Consider the following 18397-nt stretch of genomic DNA (forward strand, 5'->3'; position numbering starts at 1 on the left):
TTCGCGCCATCATGCCCGATCAGCCCGAGCGATGGTAGGGGTGTCCGCTGACGATCGTCGTGACGCGGTAAAGCTGCTCTGCCAGCATGGCGCGGGCAAGCAGGTGCGGCCACGTCGCCTTGCCGAACGCCAGCAGCAGGTCTGCGGACTTCCGCTCTTCGAGCGAATGGCCGTCGGCCGCCCCCAGCACGAAGCGGGCCTCGCGGACACCGTCGTCACGCCAAGACCGAAGTATTTTGGCCAGTTTTTCGGAAGGGAGATCACGTCCCCGCTCGTTGAGCAGGACGGTCTTAAAGGGCGTCGCGGCATCGGGAACACGCCCGCCCGTTTCCGGCAGTTCGGTCAGTTTGAACGGCCAGGTGATGCGCTTCTCGTACCGCTGGACCAGTTCGGCTTCGGGCGAACGACCGATCTTTCCGCGCGCGACGATATGGAGCAGCACCGCCCTATCGGATCAGGCGTTTCCGGCAGCTACCGGCGGCGCGTCGCCGAATGCCCACATCCGCTCGAGATTGTAGAAACTCCGCACTTCCGGGCGGAACAGGTGGATGACGACATCGCCGGCATCGACCAGTACCCAGTCTGCGGCTGGCAGCCCTTCGAGCCTTACCGGACCCATTCCGGCCTGCTTAATCCGCTCGGTCAGTTTCTGCGCGATGGACGCGACCTGCCGCGTGGACCGGCCTGAAGCGATGACCATATGGTCCGCGATCGAGCTTTTACCTTCGAGCGGAATAGAAACGACTTCCTGCGCCTGGTTCTCGTCGAGCTCGTCGAGGACGAGTTCGAGCAATTCGCGGCTCGGGACGTCAGTCATGGGTGAACGGGCGGGCGCGGTGCCGCCGATTGTCGTAATATCTGTGTGCGCCTCTGGCATGGGCGTGCTTCCAACTCCTTGGATCAATTGATTGGCGAATATGGGGATTGCGGCAGTACATTACGAGGTCTCGGCCTCTTCCACCAGCAGGCGCGTTAATCGATCGCGTAGCGCCGCGCTTCGATATTGCTCCGCCCAATCGGGCCGCTCGCGGCGGATCGCCGTGGCAGAGCGGGCATCGGGATCAAAACGCAATATAGTCAGTGCCGGTGCACTCCTCGCCCCGGCTTTTGCAAAACTGGCTGCAGGCACGCGGTGGCGCCTAAGCCATGCCATCGCGGGGCTGGCGATAGCGGCTGCATCATAGCCGGGCCGCGCGATCACTGCAATCGGCATCGCTCGGGCAATGTCGCGCCATTGCCTCCAGCGGTGGAACTCTGCGAGATTGTCGGCGCCCATCAGCCATACGAAGTTATGCTTCGGATAACGCCGCTTCAGCGCGCGCAGCGTATCGACAGTATAGCGCGTACCGAGTTGCCGTTCGATCGTAGTCGGCACGATCGGTGCGCGGCGAGCCTGCTTAAGCGCCGAAGCGAAGCGGGCAGACAGCGGTGCCATGCCTTCACGCGGTTTGAGCGGATTGCCGGGCGAGACCAGCCACCACACTTCGTCGAGCGCGAGTGCCTCCAGAGCGAACAGCGATATCCGGCGGTGCGCACCGTGTGCGGGGTTGAAGCTCCCTCCCAGCAGCCCGACGCGCTTGGCCGTCATCAGGGGCGGGTCTGACCCGTCCCGCGCACTTGCCATTTATACGTAGTAAGGCCTTCGAGCGCCACCGGTCCGCGTGCGTGCAGGCGACCGGTCGCAATCCCGATCTCTGCTCCAAGGCCGAACTCGCCCCCATCGGCGAACTGGCTCGACGCGTTGACCATTACGATCGCCGAATCGACTTCGTTCAGGAACCGCTCCGTCACCTTATCGTCCGACGAGATAACCACATCGGTATGGCCAGAACTGTGCCGGGCGATATGCTCAAGCGCATCGTCGAGCCCGCCGACCACCGCTACCGACAGTTTCGGTTCGAGATATTCGGTATCCCAATCCGACGCTTGAGCCGCCGAAATTCGGCTGTCGAGCGCCTGCGCCGCTTCGTTGCCGACGACTTCGCAGCCCGCATCGAGGATAGCGGAAACGACCTCTTCGCCGTTCGCGAAATCGCTATCGATCAGCAGCGTTTCCATGGCGCCGCAGATGCCCGTCCGGCGCATCTTCGCGTTCACCGCGACCTCGCGCGCCATCTCGGGATCGGCGGAAGCATCGATGTAGGTGTGGCAAATCCCGTCGAGGTGGGCGAGCACCGGCACGCGCGCGTCGTTCTGTACGCGCTCGACCAGACCCTTGCCGCCGCGCGGGACGATCATGTCGATCTCTCCGCTCGCCTTCAGCATCGCGCCGACCGCTTCGCGTTCCTGCGTCGGCATGAGCTGGACCGCCGCTTCGGGCACACCCTTTTCCGCCATGCCTTCAGCCAGAGCGGCATGGAGCGCCCGGTTCGAATGCACCGCCTCGCTGCCGCCGCGCAGGATCGCGGCATTGCCGGCACGTACGCAAAGGACCGCCGCATCAATGGTCACATTGGGCCGGCTCTCATATATGATGCCGATGACGCCTACCGGCACGCGGACCCGCGAAAGTTCGAGGCCGTTCGGTCGCTTGTCGGTCGAAAGAACCTCGCCGACCGGATCTGGCAGGCCCGCTACGGCTTCGACTGCGCTGGCGATCCCTTCGAGCCGGTCTTCGTCGAGCTTCAACCGGTCGAGCAAGGCATCAGTCAGGCCGCTCTCGCGCCCCGCAGCCATATCCTTCTCGTTGGCAGCGAGAATATCCGCCTTCTGCGCCCGAAGCGCGTGGGCTGCGCTCCTGAGAGCGGCTGCCTTCTCGATGTCGGACATGCGCGCCAGCCGCATCTGCGCGGCGCGAGCGTCCTTCGCCAGCGAACTGATGAGCGCGGTGTAATCGGTGGTCGGGGCGGGCTTGGTCGTTGTCTGCTGTGTCATGGCTAACATGTAGCAAGCCACCGGGACAAATAAAGGGCGGAGTTCCGCGGTTTTTCCATTTGTCACCTCGGACGCCGAATCTTCATGCGCAGCGCTGTGCCAAACGCAACAAATGGATTTGGTTCCCAAAGAGTGCGCAAAAATATCAACATTGGGCTCAACTCACCCCGCTGCCCCTTCGGTTCACCCCTTAGCGGCGCCGGACGTATCGAAATTATTAACCTTTATCCGTAGGAACTGGCTGGGTCTTATAAACACGACGACGGGGGTCGCACTTGCGAAACGAAACAACCGAAGCCGGTCTAATGACGCGCGTCCGGGCTCTTTTTCCGGAACGCGAATTCTTCATGCGCTCCCAGGGACAGGTGCGTTTCATCACCGTGACATCACGGTTCCAGATGATTGCTGCCGCCATCGTTCTTGCCGCATTGCTCGGCTGGGCCGTATCGCTCGCGATGATGGGATGGACGCAGTACCGCGCTCAGGCCGATCTCGCGTCGCTCTCGCAGCGCGAAGCCAAGGTCACCACGGCGGAAGAACGTGTCGAAGCCTACCGCGACAATATCGGCGAGGTCGCAGCCGACCTCGAAAAGCGGCAGGAATTCCTCGAAAACATGGTTCCGACGCTGCCGGAAGACCTCGTCGCCGAAGTTAGTGGGGCCGAATCCACGACCGAAGCGGCTCGCACCGTTTCGAAGATCAGCGCGGTTCTTCCCGAAGCCGCGGCACTCGCTCGGATGGAAAAGCGCCAGCTCGATTTCGTCGAGAAGCTGACGCATCTCGCCGATTACCGCGCCGAGCGCGCCGAAACCGCCCTGCGCAAACTTGGCCTCGATCCGTCGGCGGTTCTACGCAAGGCCGAACGCGAAGCGATGGGTGGTCCACTGGAGCGACTTTCCACCGCCAGCGACGGCTCGATCGATCCGCGGTTCGAGCGAATGGGCCTCAGCCTTGCGCGCATGAGCGCGCTGGAGCAGGTCCTTGACGGCGTGCCGCAAGTCCTTCCTGCCAGCATCGAATCCATTTCATCGGGCTTCGGTTACCGCCGCGACCCGTTCAGCGGGAGCGGCGCGATGCATAACGGCCTCGATTTCCGCGGCGCGACCGGCACTCCGATCCGCTCAGCCGCAGAAGGGAAAGTCACCTTCGTCGGCCGTAAGGGCGGCTACGGCAAGGTCGTCGAAATTTCGCACGGCAACGGCCTGATGACCCGCTATGCGCATATGTCGCGCTTTGCCGCCAAGGTCGGTATGCGGGTAGACGCCGGCGATGTTATCGGCGCCATCGGCAGCACCGGCCGCTCGACCGGCCCGCATCTCCACTTCGAAGTCCGCATCCACAATCGCCCGGTCAATCCGCGCCCATTCCTGGAAACCGCACCTCATGTTCTCAAAGAAGTCCGCGCCGTCCCCGGAAAGCCCCACGAAGATGCCTAAGCAGGTGGCAAGCGGCGGCAAGTCGACCTTCTCCGTCATCGGATCGGACATCACCGTTACCGGCGATATCGACGCTTCGGCGGATTTGCACATTGACGGTAAGGTCGAAGGCGACATCGCCTGCTGCGCGCTCGTGCAGGGCGAGACCAGCGTCGTCACCGGCAGCGTAACGGCAGAAACCGCCCGGCTCGCCGGAACGGTCAAGGGTTCGATCTCCGCGCGCGAACTGGTCGTGCTGAAGTCGGCGCGCATTCATGGCGACGTCCAATATGATGCGCTGACCATTGAGCAGGGAGCCGAGGTCGACGGGCGTTTCGCTCCCAAGGCAGCCAAGGATAAACCGGCCGGCAAGTCCTTCGAGGCCGCGAATTCGGACAGCGAACTGAAGCTCTCCGTCGCGAACTAGACCGGCGCCCTAGCCCTGCACTTCGGCGCGGAGAGCCTTCCGGTCCAGCTTGCCGATCATCGTCTTCGGCAATTCTTCGCGGATTACCAGCTTGTCGAGCCGTTCGTGCTTGCCGAGGCGTTCGTTCGCCCAGCTGCACAGCGCGCTCTCGTCCGTGTCAAAATCCTCGTTAAGGACGACATAGGCGTGGACGCATTCGCCGCGGTAATCGTCGGGCGCGCCGATGACGAGCACTTCCTTGACTGCCGGATGGTCCTGAATGACGTGCTCGACTTGGCTCGGGAAGACCTTGAAGCCCCCGACCGCGATCATGTCCTTCAGCCGGTCGACAATGGCGATGAACCCGTCGGTATCCACCGTCGCGACATCGCCGGTGCGCAGCCAGGTTTCGCCTAGGTGCTCGGCAAAACTGTTCTTTGCGGCATCGGGCCGGTTCCAGTAGCCCTTCATGATCTGCGGTCCCGCGACCGCGAGTTCGCCGGGTTCGTCGACGCCCACGATCTTCGTCGGGTCTTCCTTGTCGAGCAAGATTACGCGCGTTTGCGGGAGTAGCTGGCCGATCGTGCCCGGTTTGCGAAGCCCGCGATACGGATTGACCGACACCACGCCGCTGCTTTCGGTAAGACCGTAGCCTTCGACCAGGCGCACGCCGGCCCGCGCCTCGAACTTGTCGCGAAGCGGCCCCGGCATCGGCGCGCCGCCGGAAATGCAGATCTTCATCGCGCTGAAGTCGGTCTTCGCGCAGTCGGGATGGTCGAGCAGCGCCTGATACATGGTCGGCACACCGGGAAAGGCGGTTGGCTTCGTCCGGCGGATTGCCGCCAGCACCTGCTTCGGAACGAAGCGCGGCAGCATGATGATCGTCCCGCCGCGCAGCACCGTCCGGTTAAGGACACAGGTGTTGGCGAAGACGTGGAACAGCGGCAGCGCGCCCAGCACAATGTCATCCTCGTGCGGATCGAAAGGATCGATCGCGTCCACCTGCTGCGCGTTGCTGGAAAGATTGGCGTGGGTCAGCATCGCGCCTTTCGGCGTGCCGGTCGTGCCGCCGGTGTATTGCAGCAACGCCAGATCGTCCGGGTCGAGCCGGAGCGGGTCTGACCAGTCATCGCCCAATTCGGTAGCGTAGTTCCTGCTCGTCAGCGCATCGTCCCAGAGCTGGACATCCGTCCGGTCGGGAATGCCCTCGATCTGACTGCGACCAAGCGTGCGAAGCGCCGCGCCCTTGTACCACGGCAGCATATCCGCAAGACGCCCGACGATCAGCGTATCGAGCGCGGAAGTGTCGAGCACTTCCAGTGCGGTCGGCAGCAGGCTTGCGGCATCGAGAGTGACGAGGAGCTTCGTCCCCGAATCCTCGACCTGATGGGTAAGCTCGGCGACCGTGTAGAGCGGCGAGAAATTGACCACCACAGCGTCCGCCATCATCGCTCCGTAATAGGCGGAGATGTACATCGGCACGTTCGGCAGGAACAGGCCGACGCGGTCGCCCTTCGCGACGCCGCGCGCGATCAGCCCCGCGGCGAACCGGCAGGCTTCGTCGAACAGGGCAGAATAGGAGTGTTGCGCCCCCAGAAACTCGACCAGGGTGCGATCCGGGTGCAGACGCGCGCCCTCTGCGAAGAACGCGGGCAAGGTGGCCGGATCGAGCGGCGCGTCCCACTGACAGGGATGGTGATAGGATGCTTTCGCCGCTTGCGGAGTGGCGGGAAAGGCGACCGGATCGTTATTGACAGCCATGTAAGCATGGATGCCGCCTGCCCGCCCAAAGGGCAAGCGGTTTGTCCCGCTCGCCCGCGGCGTTCAGCTCTGCTTATTCAGGCGAGTTTTCGCCCGCTTCCTGTGCCCGCTTGTTTTCGAGCCATGCCGCTGCTTCGGCTTCCTGCGCAGCTTCGGATGCCTCCTTCTCGGCTGCAGCGCGTTCGGCGCGCAGTTCCTCGATCAGCTTTTCCTTGTCGCTGGTATTCGTGTCGCTCGCGGCAGGCGCACTTTCCTCGATGCCGGCCTTCTTAGCGGCCTTCGACACCACGGCGTCGAGTTCGCGCTGAGAGCACAGGCCGAGCGTTACCGGATCCTTCGCCTGGATGTTCTGGATATTCCAGTGCGTCCGGTCGCGAATGGCGTTGATCGTGTTGCGGGTCGTGCCGATCAGCTTGGAAATCTGCGCGTCGCTCATTTCCGGGTGGTTGCGGAGCAGCCACGCGATCCCGTCGGGCTTGTCCTGCCGCTTCGAGACCGGTGTGTAGCGCGGCCCCTTGGTGCGGTTAACGGCGACGGGCGCACGCTGCATCTTGAGATCGTAGCTGCTGTCCGCCTCGCCCTTGGCGATTTCGTCCTGCGTGAGTTCGCCTGCGTGAAGCGGATCGCGGCCGGTGTATTTGCTGCCGGCCAAATCGTCCGCCATCGCCTGCACTTCGAGGATGTGGAGACCGCAAAACGCGGCAATCTGCTCGAAGCTGAGGCCCGTGTGATCGACCAGCCAGGTGGCAGTCGCATGGGGCATGAGGGGTTTTGCTTGATCGGCCATATCTATGTCTTTCCGCGCGGTGCGCGGCTCCTGAAAATATAAGGGCCGCCCCTTTCGGAGCGGCCGGTACGTGGGCGCATCTACGCTTTGCAGGCGGATTCGGCAAGAGCGATGGAAAGGTCCGCCGCTCGCGGGAGCCTATCCCCCGGCGACCTTCAACACGATCTTGCCGATGTGCTCGCCCGCCTCCATCCGCTGATGCGCCTTCGTGACGTCGGCAAGGTCGAACGTCTCGTCCATCACCGGTCTGATCTGCCCGTCCTCGAACAGAGGCCAGGCGTTGCCCGAAATCTCGTCGGCGAGCAGAGCCTTGAAGTTGTCGCTGCGCGCCCGCAGCGTCGAGCCGGTCAGCGTCAGCCGGTTCGACATGACCTGCACCATGTTGATTTCGGCCTTCGCTCCCCCAAGCACGGCGATGGTGACATGCCGCCCTTCGGTAGCGAGGCATGACAGGTTGCGCGCTACGTAATCGCCCGAAACCATGTCGAGCACGACCGCGACGCCCTTGCCTTCGGTGAAGTCCTTCACCTCCTCCACGAAGTCTTGCGTCTTGTAATTGATCGCGAGATCGGCGCCGAGCTCCTTCGACGCCGCGCATTTCTCATCGCTGCCCGCCGTCGTGATGACGGCGAGATCGAATGCCTTGGCGAGCATCGTCGCCATCGTGCCGATTCCGCTCGTGCCGCCGTGGACGAGCAGCGTGTCGCCCGATTTCGCCCAGCCGCGCTCGAACACGTTGTGCCATACTGTGAACAGGGTCTCGGGAATCGCCGCCGCTTCCTTCAAGGACATGCCGCGCGGCACGGTCAGGCAGTGGCGCGCATGGGCGAGCGCATATTCGGCATAGCCGCCGCCCGTCACGAGCGCGCAGACGGACTGTCCGATCATTTCGCGCGGCACGTTCTCACCTGCAGCCACGACTTCGCCCGATATTTCGAGGCCCGGAATGTGCGAGGCACCCGGGGGCGGCGGGTAATGCCCCTTCCGCTGGATCACGTCGGGCCGGTTTACGCCGGCGTAGGCTACGCGAATCAGGACCTGGTCGCCGCCGCATTCCGGAACGGCGAGCGTCTCTGCGCGAAAAACGTCCGCTCCGCCCGGCTCGTCATAGCCCATCGCGGTCATCGTTTCGGGCAAGCTACTGTCGGAGTTCGCGGCCATCTTGCCCCTCTTCGATAAGGCTTTGTTGCAAAGGCGGCACACCCGCGCCGAGCGCGCACCGCCCTATCGCCGGAGCCCATTGACAGCAAGCACAGCTTTGCGATGCTGCATGGCTGATGGACGACGATCTTCCCCGGCCGAAAGGCGATGCGGCGAGCTTGCTCGCAGCCGAGGATCTCGCGCCCTACTCCCAGGACGAACTGGCGGATCGGATCGCGCTGCTCGAAGCAGAGATCGCGCGGGTCAGAAAGCACCGCGATGCGGCCGCCAGCCACCGAAGCGCCGCAGATGCGCTGTTCGGGAAACCGGGGCAGGCCGGGTGAGGCGGCGGGTCCGATGAGCCAGGGGCTGAAAAGCCGGGACCGGACCCCTATATCGGCTGCACGGACGGCCCTTCATACAGCTTTGACTAAGCATTCGGTGCTAGAGTCTCGGCAGGCCTACCTCGATTTCCTCCACGTAAAAGAGATACCCTAATGCCAAGTTTTGCCCAGAACCTCGAAAAGACCCTCCACGCGGCGCTGAACGATGCCGGGCAGCGGCGTCACGAATATGCAACTCTGGAGCACCTGCTGCTCGCGCTGATCGACGACGAGGACGCGGCGCAGGTCATGGTCGCCTGCGGTGTGGACATCACCGATCTCGGCGAAGCGGTGAAGCAGTATCTCGAACAGGAATACCAGTCGCTCAAAAGCGACGATGGTGACGATCCGCAGCCCACTGCGGGCTTCCAGCGCGTCATCCAGCGGGCGATTCTGCACGTCCAGTCGAGCGGCAAGGATACGGTGACCGGCGCGAACGTGCTCGTCGCCTTGTTCTCCGAACGCGACAGCTACGCGGTCTATTTCCTGCAACAGCAGGACATGAGCCGCCTTGATGCGGTCAGCTTCATCAGCCACGGCATTGGCAAGGGCGGCAAGCAGATTGAAAGCAAGTCCGTCAGCGGCTCCGAAGAGGCCTCGGTCAGCGAGGACAAGTCGGGCGAAACGGGTTCGAAGAAGGAATCCGCCCTCGACCAGTTCACCGTCAATCTCAACAAGAAGGCCGAGGACGGCAAGGTCGACCCGCTGATCGGGCGCGGCCCGGAAGTGGACCGCACGGTCCAGATCCTGTGCCGCCGCAGCAAGAACAACCCGCTCTATGTCGGCGATCCCGGCGTCGGCAAAACCGCGATTGCGGAAGGCCTAGCGCGCAAAATCGTCGAGGGCGACGTGCCCGAAGTGCTGGAAGAAGCGGTGATATACTCGCTCGACATGGGCGCTTTGCTTGCCGGCACCCGCTACCGCGGCGACTTCGAAGAGCGGCTGAAGCAGGTCGTGTCCGAGCTTGAGAAGATGCCGCACGCGGTTCTCTTCATCGACGAGATTCACACCGTCATCGGCGCCGGCGCGACCAGCGGTGGGGCGATGGACGCCTCCAACCTGTTGAAGCCGGCGCTGTCGAGCGGCGCGATCCGCTGCATCGGTTCGACCACCTACAAGGAGTTCCGCAACCACTTCGAAAAGGATCGCGCGCTGCTGCGCCGCTTCCAGAAGATCGACGTGAACGAACCCACGATCGAGGACACGGTCAAGATCCTCAAGGGTCTGCGCAGCGCGTTCGAGGATCACCACAAGGTGAAGTACACGCCCGACGCGCTCAAGACCGCGGTCGAGCTTTCGGCCCGCTACATCAACGACCGCAAGCTGCCCGACAAGGCGATCGACGTGATCGACGAAGTCGGCGCGATGCAGATGCTCGTCGCTCCCAGCCGCCGGAAGAAGAAGATTACCGCGCGCGAGATCGAGGCCGTGATCGCGACTATGGCGCGCATCCCGCCGAAATCGGTCAGCAGCGACGACAAGAAAGCGCTCGAAAACCTCGAACGCGATCTGAAGCACGTCGTGTTCGGTCAGGACGCTGCAGTCCAGAAGCTCTCGACTGCGATGAAGCTGTCCCGTGCAGGCCTGCGCGATCCCGACAAGCCGATCGGCAGCTTCCTCTTCTCCGGCCCCACCGGCGTCGGCAAAACCGAGGTCGCGCGTCAGCTCGCCTCCATCATGGGCATCGAGCTTAAGCGGTTCGACATGTCCGAATATATGGAGCGGCACAGCGTCTCGCGCCTCATCGGTGCACCTCCAGGCTATGTCGGCTACGACCAGGGCGGCCTGCTGACCGATGCGATCGACCAGAACCCGCATTGCGTGCTGCTGCTCGACGAAATCGAGAAGGCGCATCCCGACCTCTTCAACATCCTGCTGCAGGTCATGGATAACGGGCGTCTGACCGACCATCACGGCAAGACCGTCGATTTCCGCAATGTCGTCCTCATCATGACCACCAATGCCGGGGCCGCCGACATGGCGAGCCAGGGCATCGGTTTCGGCGACGTGTCGAAGGAAGACGCGAGCGAGGAAGCGGTGAAACGCATGTTCACGCCCGAATTCCGCAACCGTCTCGATGCGATCGTGCCCTTCAGCTACCTCGGCAAGAGCACCGTCGCCCGCGTGGTCGACAAGTTCATCCTCCAGCTCGAACTGCAGCTGGCCGAACAGAACGTCGACATTCAGTTCGACGCCGATGCGCGTAAATGGCTGGGCGACAAGGGCTACGACCGTCTCTACGGCGCGCGTCCGATGGGCCGCCTGCTGCAGGAGAAGATCAAGCAGCCGCTCGCGGAAGAACTGCTGTTCGGCAAGCTCGCGGACGGCGGCGAGGTCCATGTGAGCATCAAGGACGAGAAGCCGGCGTTCGAAATAACGCCTGCTGCGCCGAAGCCTTCGAAGAAGAAGACGGCGAAGAAGCCCTCCGCAAAAGCCAAGCCCGAACCGAAGGCGCCGGAAGCGGACGCGAGCGAAGGCAGTACGACGGAAGGCGACGAAAGCTGATTTTCGTGCGCTGTGAAGGCGGCCGGTAGGAACCGCGCCGCCTCGCTGCCCGTTGCTGCGTCATGGCAGCGCCCTTCTCATGGATAAAGCCGGAGCCGCACGGCATCCATGTGGTTCCGGCCGATAGCTGGGTCGATCCGAGCATCGCAGTCGGCCACGCGCTGGTCACCCACGGCCACGCCGACCACGCGCGGGGCGGTCACGGCGAGACGGTGGCTACGCCCGAGACGCTGGCGATCATGGAACTACGCTACCGCACCGGGGCGGAAGACGATGCGGGCGAAATCCCGCACAAGGCCGTACCGGTCCAATACGGCGAGACTATCCGGCTAAGGGGCGGCGTCGATGCGACTTACATCCCCGCCGGACACGTGCTCGGCGGTGCGCAGATCCTGCTCGAACATGCGGGCGAAAAGGTCATCGTAACCGGCGATTTCAAACGGCGCGCCGATCCAACCTGCCCCCCGTTCGTGGTCACGCCCTGCGATATCCTCATAACCGAAGCGACCTTCGGGCTTCCCATCTTCACCCATCCGCCAATCGAAGGCGAGATCGCCAAACTGCTGAAGCGGCTTGAGGACGAACCCGATCGCTGCGTTCTGGTCGGCGCTTATGCACTCGGAAAGGCACAGCGAGTCATCGCGGAACTCCGCCGCGCGGGCCATCATGCGCCCATCTACCTTCACGGGGCGATGGAGAAGATGTGCCGGCTGTACGAAGATCACGGGGTCAGCCTTGGCGAATTGCGGCTGGTCGCGGATCATTCGAAGGACGATTTGCGCGGACATATCGTCGTTTGCCCGCCCGGCGCGCTCAACGATCGGTGGAGCCGCCGCCTGCCCGAACCGATCACCGCAATGGCGAGCGGCTGGATGCGTGTGCGCCAGCGCGCCCGGCAGCGGAACGTCGAACTGCCGCTCATCATCTCCGACCACGCCGACTGGGAGGAACTGACGCGCACGGTCGAGGAGGTGAACCCGCATGAAAGCTGGATTACGCATGGGCGCGAGGAAGCACTGCTGCGCTGGCATCAACTGCACCAGCGCCGCGCCCGCGCCCTCGCCATGGTCGGCTACGAGGATGAGGATGACTAGGCCCCCGAGGCGCGAAAGCTGAATGGAAGAGTTCGCCGCCCTCATCGACGCGCTGGTCTACACGCGCAGCCGCAATGCGAAGCTTGCGATAATCGCCGAGTATCTGCGCTACACACCTGATCCCGACCGCGGCTGGGCGCTGGCAGCCTTGAGCGACGGACTCGACTTTCCCGCAGTCAAATCCTCGACCATCCGCAACCTCCTGAAAGAACGGGTCGATCCGGTGCTGTGGACGCTGAGCCGCGATTTCGTCGGCGATACGGCGGAATGCGCAAGCCTGCTCTGGCCTGCCCCGCTCGAAGCTGCCGCCAATCCGCCGAGCGTTGCCGACGCGGTCGATGCGCTGTCGAAGATGACACGCAAGACCGCGATCCAGGAACTCGGCGGTTTACTCGACCGGCTCGATCCTTCGGGGCGCTATGCCCTGCTCAAGCTCGCGACCGGTGCGATGCGGATCGGCGTTTCCGCGCGGCTCGCCAAAACGGCTTTCGCGCAAGCGTTCGATGTCTCGGTCGACGAGGTGGAGGAATATTGGCACGGGCTCGCCCCGCCCTATCCCGAACTGTTCGACTGGGCCGCGAAGGGCGAAGCGCCGCCCGATACCGAAAACCTGCCGCTGTTCCGCCCCTTCATGCTCGCTCACCCGCTCGAGGAAACGGTGGTCTCGATGGAGGACTATGCGGCGGAATGGAAATGGGACGGCATCCGCGTGCAGCTGGTCCATGCAGGAGACGGAGAAGAAGCCGAAACGCGCGTCTATTCGCGCAGCGGCGACGATATCTCCGCGACCTTTCCCGAAATGCTCGATGCGCTGCAGATCAAGGCGGTCCTTGACGGCGAACTGCTGGTCCGCGGCACTCACCAAGGCGGCGAAACCGGCGGCGCGGCAAGCTTCAACGCGTTGCAGCAACGGCTTGGCCGTAAGACCGTATCGAAGAAGATGCTTACCGAATCGCCGGCCTTCGTGCGGCTGTACGACGTGCTGCAATGGCGCGGCGAGGATCTGCGCACCCTGCCGTGGAGCGAGCGGCGCGCGCGTCTTGAGCAGGCCGTGACCGAACTGCCCGACAGCCACTTCGACATTTCGCGCATCGTGAAGGCAGAAAGCTTCGACGCACTCGCCGAAATCCGCGAAAGCGCGCGCGACGATGCGATCGAGGGGCTCATGCTGAAGCGGCGCGATTCGCCTTACATCGCGGGCCGCAAGACCGGACTGTGGTACAAGTGGAAGCGCGATCCGCTGCTGGTCGACTGCGTGCTAATGTATGCGCAGCGCGGTTCGGGGAAACGCTCCAGCTTCTTCTCCGACTATACGTTCGGCTGCTGGGACGGAAATCCCGACACCGGCGCAGAGCTATTGCCCGTCGGAAAAGCCTACTCCGGCTTCACCGACGAGGAACTGAAAAAGATCGACCGCCACGTGCGGCAAAACACGATCAACCGCTTTGGCCCGGTACGCGAAACCGAGAAAGAACTGGTGTTCGAGGTCGCCTTCGACAGCGTCCATTCGAGCAAGCGGCACAAGTCGGGGCTCGCCATGCGCTTCCCGCGCATCCACCGCATCCGTTGGGACAAGCCTGCACACGAGGCGGACCGGATCGAAACGTTGCAGGCGCTTATCCGCGACTGAAACGTCGAGAAGTTGCGCCGCGCAACTTCACATTTCGCCGACGGCCTTCCGGTGCGCTTTTGCGTTCTCCGCGTAATGTGCGACGCCGAGCTTCATCCCGGCGATCGCCGCGTCGCTCAATTCCTTTAGCTTCTTCGCCGGCCTTCCCGCCCATAGTTCGCGCGTCTGCATCACCTTGTTCTCGGTCAGCATCGCGCCTGCGGCCAGCATCGAGTCGCTCGCGATGCGCGCCTTGTTCATCGCGATCGCTCCCAAACCCACGAAGCCGCGATCCTCGATGATGCAGCCGTGCAGCATCGCAATATGGCCGACCAGCACATCGTTGCCGATGATGCAGGGGCAGCCATCGGGATCGCGCGGGGTCGGCCCGTCGCAGTGCACGACGCTGCCGTCCTGGATATTGGTCCGCTCGCCGATGACGATGCGGCTGAAATCGGCGCGCAGCACGCAGTTGTACCAGATGCTCGACCCGGCGCCGATCGTTACGTTCCCGACGATGGTGCAACCGGGCGCGATGAACGCGCTCTCGTGGATCTCAGGGGTGTGCCCGTGGATGGGCACGATGGTTACGCCGGGTCTGGAGACTGTCATGACTAACTGCCAAGCATATTCTCCCACTTTATGAAAGGCAGGATGGATGCATGGTCGTCCGTCCAGGCATCGCTTTCGGGCTCCGGCAGCACGTCCCATGCCATCGCCGCATCCGCCTCGCGCAGGGCGGCGATCTTCGCTTTCCCCGGGCCGGTGACGATCCAGTCCGACGAACTCGCGCCGTCCTCGCCGCCGGGCACGTCGCTGCGGATCGCGCTGTCCCAGCCGCGCGCCTCAGCCGCGGCGGCCATAACCGGGCGCAGTTCGATGAAACGGTTCGATATATGCAGCAGCAGCATACCGTCGGCCTTAAGCGCGCGGGCGTAGGTCTCGAATGCTTCTTCGGTCAGCAGATGGAGCGGGATCGCGTCGGAGGAAAACGCGTCGATGACGAGGATGTCGTATTGCGACGGCGGCAGTTCTGCCAGCTTAAGCCGCGCATCGCCTAGAAGGATGTCGGCTTCCGGCGCGCAATCTTCGAGGAAGGTGAAAACCCCGCCGCGTGAATAGCGCAGCACCTGCGGATCGATCTCGAAAAAGTCGAAGCTCTGGTCCGGTTCGCGGTAGCAGGCAAGGCTACCGGTACCCAGACCGACCACGCCGACCGATGCTTCGGGTCCGTATAGCGTGCCCACATTGGCGAGCGCCAGTCCGACCCCTGAAGTTGGGCCGTAATAGGTCAGCGGCTGACTCCGCATCCCCGGCGCGAAGGACTGAAGGCCGTGCATCGTCGTACCGTGCAGCAGGGCGCGGCGCTGCGTTTCCTCGTAATTGCGCACGGTATAGACGCCGAAATAGGACCGGCTGCGGTCGCCATCGAGCGTCAGTTTAAGCGTTTCCAGCCCTCCCCGCGCCATCATAAGAATAACGAGGATCATCAGGAATGCCCATTTCTTGCCCAGTGCGAGAATGCCGCAGATCGCCATGCCGACGGTCAGGAGCAGGACAGGCGTATCGTCGCGCGCCTCGATCGCGCTCACCATGAACGAACCGAGCGCGACCGAGATGACCACAAGCAACGCCGCCGCAAGCGAGTGCGTGCGCGGATGCATGCGCAGCCGGTCCATCCAGCGGATGAGGGGCTGGCCGGGCAGTAGCGCGCCTGCTGCGATGATAAGCAGGGGATGCTCCCACACCCAGTCGAATACGACTGGGGCGATCAGTGCAGTAAAGATGCCCCCGAGCACACCACCACTCGCCATCACCAAATAGAACAAGGTCAACTGGTCGGGCGCGGGCCGCGTATCGTAGAGCCGCCCGTGCAGCGTGGTCGCCACGACGAACAGAAGCACTATGGCCGCCAACGCGCTCGATAGATTGCCGGTTCCACGTGAAACCATCGCCATACTTCCCGCCAGCAGCAGGATGATCGGCGCGGGCCGCGTGAAGGCCCAGGCGAAACTGCGATCCGTGGCGAATGCGGGAACGTAACTCAACAGGTAAAGCCCGAGCGGGATCACCCAGAGCAGCGGCATGGCAAACAGGTCGGTCGTGAGGTGCGTTGTGGTCGACAGCATGAGGCCCGACGGCACGGCGGCGAGCGCAAGCCACAGCAATATGCGCTTTGCCGGGATCGGTTCGGAAGGCGCCGCGGTTTCCGCAATAGCGTTGATTGGCGCTTTCGCCTTCCACCGGGCGGCGGCGCTCCCGGCAACCATCGCCGCGAGCAGCGCATAGCCGATACTCCACACGATGCTTTGCGATTGCAGGCTCAGATTGGGCTCGAACAACAACGGGTATGCCAGCAATCCGGCGAAGCTTCCGACATTGGACGCAGCGTACAGCCAATACGGATCACCCGCTCGGCTATCAGCGGCGAACCATTGCTGCATCAGCGGCGCCTGCGCCGAAACGAGGAAGAAGACCGGCCCGATCGTAAGCGCAAGCAGAGCCGGAACCCATAGCGGCTCCCACCCCGGCGCCGGCGAAGGCAGCTCCGCAAGGCCTATCGGCAGGGTCAATCCGGCGATGCCCAGCAGCGCAATATGCACGATCGCCTGCTTACGGAGCGGCCACCGGGTCAGCCAATAGGCGTAGGCATATCCGCCCAGAAGTAGCGCTTGATACACCAGCATCGCGCTGTTCCAGACGTTCGGCGCTCCGCCCAGAAGCGGCAATGCGAGCCGCGCGACCAGCGGCTGCACGAGGAACAGCAGGAAACTCCCTGTCAGCAACGTTATGACGAACAGCCAGCGCCGCGAACGCAATGCCGCGCCGCCTTTCGTTTGGGCCGTGGCGGCGCTCGTCACTTCCCTCCCCACTCCTCGCATGAAATCGAATAGACGATTATCCGACCGGTATCGGGATCGAACTCGTCATTGTCGAAGTCGAGATCCTCGCGGCGGCGCATGCCGAGCCGGATCATGAGGCCCCAGCTTGCCGCATTGGCCTCCACCGTCAGCGCGATGATCTCGTCCGCTCCGAACCGCTCGAAGCCCGCCGCAAGCGATGCAGCCGCCGCGTCCTTCGCATAGCCGTGCCCCCACGCATCTTCGCGCAGGCGCCAGCCGATTTCCATCATGCCGATCGGCCCGCCCGCCTGGTTGCAGCGCTTGAGACCGCAGAAACCAAGCAGTTCGCCGCTCAAATGTTCGTCATCCGATTTGCGCTCGCAAACCCAGAAGGTGTGGCCATATTGGCGCCGGTAGCTTCGGAGCCGTTCCTCGGCGCCGCGACGTTTCTCAGCATTCGCCACTCCGCCGAGCCACCGCATGACTTCGGGCGTGTTGGTGACCTCCCAGAACCGCGGCCAGTCCTCATCATGCCAGTCGCGCAGGATCAGCCGGTCGGTCTCGATACGGAATTCAGCCATTGAGGAGTCGCGCAGCAAGCGGCGCGTGGTAGCTCAGAATACCGGTACAACCCGCCCGCTTCATCGAGAGCAGCTTTTCCATCACCAGCGCCTCTTTCGAAGCGACCCCGGCAGCAGCCCCGGCCTCGATCAAGGCATATTCGCCGCTCACCTGGTAGGCAAACACCGGCACGCCGAAGCGTTCTTTCACGCGGTAGACGATGTCGAGATAGGCGAGGCCCGGCTTCACCATCACGCTGTCCGCACCTTCATTGAGGTCGAGCGCCACTTCGCGCAGCGCTTCCTCGGCATTGGCGGGGTCCATCTGGTAGCTGCGCTTGTCGCCCTTCAGTAGCCCGCCCGACCCCACGGCGTCACGGAACGGGCCGTAGAAAGCGCTCGCATATTTCGCGGCGTAGGACATGATCTGCACATTGACGTGGCCGGCCTCTTCCAGCGCGTCGCGGATTACGCCGATGCGGCCGTCCATCATGTCGGAGGGCGCGATGATATCGGCGCCTGCTTCCGCCTGGTTCAGCGCCTGGCGGACGAGTATTTCGACCGTTTCGTCGTTCGCGACATAACCTGCCGCGTCGAGCACGCCGTCCTGACCGTGACTCGTATAGGGATCGAGCGCCACGTCGGTCAGAATGCCGATGTTGCCCCCACAGGCATCGCGCACGGCGCGAATGGCGCGGCACATCAGATTATCCGGATTATGCGCTTCCTCGCCCCGCTCGCTGCGCTTGTCCGCGGGCGTATTGGGAAACAATGCGATACAGGGGATACCGAGCGCTACGGCTTCCTTCGCGCGCGCCGCGATACCGTCCACGCTCCAGCGCGAGACCCCCGGAAGGCTGGGAACAGCCTCTTCGGTTTCACGCCCCTCGGTGACGAACAGCGGCCAGATCAGATCGGAGGAAGACAGCGCGGTTTCGCGGTGCAGCGCGCGGCTCCACCCGCTGGCGCGCGTACGGCGCATTCGAAGGCGGGGATAGGCGGCAGGCATGGCAGGCTGAT

17 protein-coding genes are annotated in these 18397 nt (G+C 63.5%); 6 read left to right on the forward strand and 11 right to left on the reverse strand.

The genetic code is table 11. The features are described from left to right. Positions 1-19: 19 nt before the first annotated feature. The 4 genes from HUV48_RS05225 to HUV48_RS05240 all read right to left on the reverse strand — a co-directional run bounded on the left by HUV48_RS05225 (position 20) and on the right by HUV48_RS05240 (position 2874). The gene (locus tag HUV48_RS05225) at positions 20-442 is read right to left on the reverse strand and encodes a 23S rRNA (pseudouridine(1915)-N(3))-methyltransferase RlmH (protein ID WP_176266757.1); all 423 of its coding nucleotides are present in this window, start codon (positions 440-442) and stop codon (positions 20-22) included. Positions 443-454: 12 nt separating this feature from the next. Further along, positions 455-817 (reverse strand): ribosome silencing factor, encoded by a 363-nt coding sequence (gene rsfS / locus HUV48_RS05230; protein ID WP_176266758.1) that lies wholly within the window; start codon positions 815-817, stop codon positions 455-457. Between the two features lie 120 nt (positions 818-937). Continuing rightward, complete coding sequence (locus tag HUV48_RS05235; RefSeq protein ID WP_225871548.1) at positions 938-1588, reverse strand: nicotinate-nucleotide adenylyltransferase; 651 nt, start codon at positions 1586-1588, stop codon at positions 938-940. Then, positions 1588-2874: a glutamate-5-semialdehyde dehydrogenase gene (locus HUV48_RS05240; RefSeq protein WP_176266760.1), complete on the reverse strand. Its 1287-nt coding sequence runs from the start codon at positions 2872-2874 to the stop codon at positions 1588-1590. Before HUV48_RS05240 ends, HUV48_RS05235 begins: the two co-directional genes overlap by 1 nt. A gap of 305 nt (positions 2875-3179) precedes the next feature. Here HUV48_RS05240 and HUV48_RS05245 point away from each other — a divergent pair, with 305 nt between their 5' ends. Continuing rightward, on the forward strand, positions 3180-4310 hold the full coding sequence (locus tag HUV48_RS05245) for a M23 family metallopeptidase (RefSeq protein ID WP_225871549.1): 1131 nt from the start codon (positions 3180-3182) through the stop codon (positions 4308-4310). After that, positions 4303-4716 (forward strand): bactofilin family protein, encoded by a 414-nt coding sequence (locus HUV48_RS05250; RefSeq protein ID WP_225871550.1) that lies wholly within the window; start codon positions 4303-4305, stop codon positions 4714-4716. The genes HUV48_RS05245 and HUV48_RS05250 overlap by 8 nt, the downstream gene beginning before the upstream one ends. Positions 4717-4725: 9 nt before the next feature. On the opposite strand, the gene HUV48_RS05255 is transcribed toward HUV48_RS05250, so the two are convergent. The 3 genes from HUV48_RS05255 to HUV48_RS05265 all read right to left on the reverse strand — a co-directional run bounded on the left by HUV48_RS05255 (position 4726) and on the right by HUV48_RS05265 (position 8404). Continuing rightward, positions 4726-6456, reverse strand: a complete 1731-nt coding sequence (locus tag HUV48_RS05255; protein ID WP_176266762.1) for a long-chain-fatty-acid--CoA ligase — start codon at positions 6454-6456, stop codon at positions 4726-4728. Between the two features lie 73 nt (positions 6457-6529). Beyond that, a complete protein-coding gene (locus tag HUV48_RS05260) occupies positions 6530-7243 on the reverse strand; it encodes a DUF1013 domain-containing protein (RefSeq protein WP_176266763.1) in 714 nt (237 codons plus the stop codon). Between the two features lie 138 nt (positions 7244-7381). Continuing rightward, the gene (locus HUV48_RS05265) at positions 7382-8404 is read right to left on the reverse strand and encodes an NAD(P)H-quinone oxidoreductase (protein ID WP_225871551.1); all 1023 of its coding nucleotides are present in this window, start codon (positions 8402-8404) and stop codon (positions 7382-7384) included. Positions 8405-8520: 116 nt separating this feature from the next. Between HUV48_RS05265 and HUV48_RS05270 the strand changes: the two genes are divergently transcribed. From HUV48_RS05270 to HUV48_RS05285, 4 genes are all read left to right on the forward strand, one after another. Continuing rightward, positions 8521-8727, forward strand: coding sequence for a DUF1192 domain-containing protein (locus HUV48_RS05270; RefSeq protein ID WP_404799917.1), 207 nt, complete (start codon positions 8521-8523; stop codon positions 8725-8727). 153 nt (positions 8728-8880) lie between these two features. Beyond that, the gene (gene clpA / locus HUV48_RS05275) at positions 8881-11271 is read left to right on the forward strand and encodes an ATP-dependent Clp protease ATP-binding subunit ClpA (RefSeq protein WP_176266764.1); all 2391 of its coding nucleotides are present in this window, start codon (positions 8881-8883) and stop codon (positions 11269-11271) included. A 62-nt stretch (positions 11272-11333) separates the two neighbouring features. Continuing rightward, positions 11334-12365: a ligase-associated DNA damage response exonuclease gene (locus HUV48_RS05280; protein ID WP_176266765.1), complete on the forward strand. Its 1032-nt coding sequence runs from the start codon at positions 11334-11336 to the stop codon at positions 12363-12365. A 22-nt stretch (positions 12366-12387) separates the two neighbouring features. Further along, the gene (locus HUV48_RS05285) at positions 12388-13995 is read left to right on the forward strand and encodes a cisplatin damage response ATP-dependent DNA ligase (protein ID WP_176266766.1); all 1608 of its coding nucleotides are present in this window, start codon (positions 12388-12390) and stop codon (positions 13993-13995) included. A gap of 27 nt (positions 13996-14022) precedes the next feature. Here HUV48_RS05285 and HUV48_RS05290 read toward each other — a convergent pair whose 3' ends face one another. From HUV48_RS05290 to hemB, 4 genes are read right to left on the reverse strand one after another with little or no spacing between them, the layout of a single operon-like run. Further along, positions 14023-14586 (reverse strand): gamma carbonic anhydrase family protein, encoded by a 564-nt coding sequence (locus HUV48_RS05290; RefSeq protein WP_176266767.1) that lies wholly within the window; start codon positions 14584-14586, stop codon positions 14023-14025. A 2-nt stretch (positions 14587-14588) separates the two neighbouring features. Beyond that, the gene (locus tag HUV48_RS05295; RefSeq protein ID WP_318656050.1) at positions 14589-16835 is read right to left on the reverse strand and encodes a fused MFS/spermidine synthase; all 2247 of its coding nucleotides are present in this window, start codon (positions 16833-16835) and stop codon (positions 14589-14591) included. Beyond that, positions 16832-17398 (reverse strand): GNAT family N-acetyltransferase, encoded by a 567-nt coding sequence (locus HUV48_RS05300; RefSeq protein WP_176266769.1) that lies wholly within the window; start codon positions 17396-17398, stop codon positions 16832-16834. Before HUV48_RS05300 ends, HUV48_RS05295 begins: the two co-directional genes overlap by 4 nt. Then, the gene (gene hemB / locus HUV48_RS05305; RefSeq protein WP_176266770.1) at positions 17391-18386 is read right to left on the reverse strand and encodes a porphobilinogen synthase; all 996 of its coding nucleotides are present in this window, start codon (positions 18384-18386) and stop codon (positions 17391-17393) included. Before hemB ends, HUV48_RS05300 begins: the two co-directional genes overlap by 8 nt. Positions 18387-18397: the final 11 nt, after the last annotated feature.

This window comes from Qipengyuania atrilutea (genome assembly GCF_013370205.1).
GTDB lineage: Bacteria > Pseudomonadota > Alphaproteobacteria > Sphingomonadales > Sphingomonadaceae > Actirhodobacter > Actirhodobacter atriluteus.

Coding starts and splice junctions, on each gene's coding strand:
- rsfS (WP_176266758.1), bottom strand. CDS start 817: ATGACTGACGTCCCGAGCCGCGAATTGCTCGAACTCGTCCTCGACGAG.
- HUV48_RS05300 (WP_176266769.1), bottom strand. CDS start 17,398: ATGGCTGAATTCCGTATCGAGACCGACCGGCTGATCCTGCGCGACTGG.
- HUV48_RS05290 (WP_176266767.1), bottom strand. CDS start 14,586: ATGACAGTCTCCAGACCCGGCGTAACCATCGTGCCCATCCACGGGCAC.
- HUV48_RS05240 (WP_176266760.1), bottom strand. CDS start 2,874: ATGACACAGCAGACAACGACCAAGCCCGCCCCGACCACCGATTACACC.
- HUV48_RS05245 (WP_225871549.1), top strand. CDS start 3,180: ATGACGCGCGTCCGGGCTCTTTTTCCGGAACGCGAATTCTTCATGCGC.
- clpA (WP_176266764.1), top strand. CDS start 8,881: ATGCCAAGTTTTGCCCAGAACCTCGAAAAGACCCTCCACGCGGCGCTG.
- HUV48_RS05285 (WP_176266766.1), top strand. CDS start 12,388: ATGGAAGAGTTCGCCGCCCTCATCGACGCGCTGGTCTACACGCGCAGC.
- HUV48_RS05255 (WP_176266762.1), bottom strand. CDS start 6,456: ATGGCTGTCAATAACGATCCGGTCGCCTTTCCCGCCACTCCGCAAGCG.
- HUV48_RS05260 (WP_176266763.1), bottom strand. CDS start 7,243: ATGGCCGATCAAGCAAAACCCCTCATGCCCCATGCGACTGCCACCTGG.
- hemB (WP_176266770.1), bottom strand. CDS start 18,386: ATGCCTGCCGCCTATCCCCGCCTTCGAATGCGCCGTACGCGCGCCAGC.
- HUV48_RS05235 (WP_225871548.1), bottom strand. CDS start 1,588: ATGACGGCCAAGCGCGTCGGGCTGCTGGGAGGGAGCTTCAACCCCGCA.
- HUV48_RS05250 (WP_225871550.1), top strand. CDS start 4,303: ATGCCTAAGCAGGTGGCAAGCGGCGGCAAGTCGACCTTCTCCGTCATC.
- HUV48_RS05270 (WP_404799917.1), top strand. CDS start 8,521: ATGGACGACGATCTTCCCCGGCCGAAAGGCGATGCGGCGAGCTTGCTC.
- HUV48_RS05280 (WP_176266765.1), top strand. CDS start 11,334: ATGGCAGCGCCCTTCTCATGGATAAAGCCGGAGCCGCACGGCATCCAT.
- HUV48_RS05265 (WP_225871551.1), bottom strand. CDS start 8,404: ATGGCCGCGAACTCCGACAGTAGCTTGCCCGAAACGATGACCGCGATG.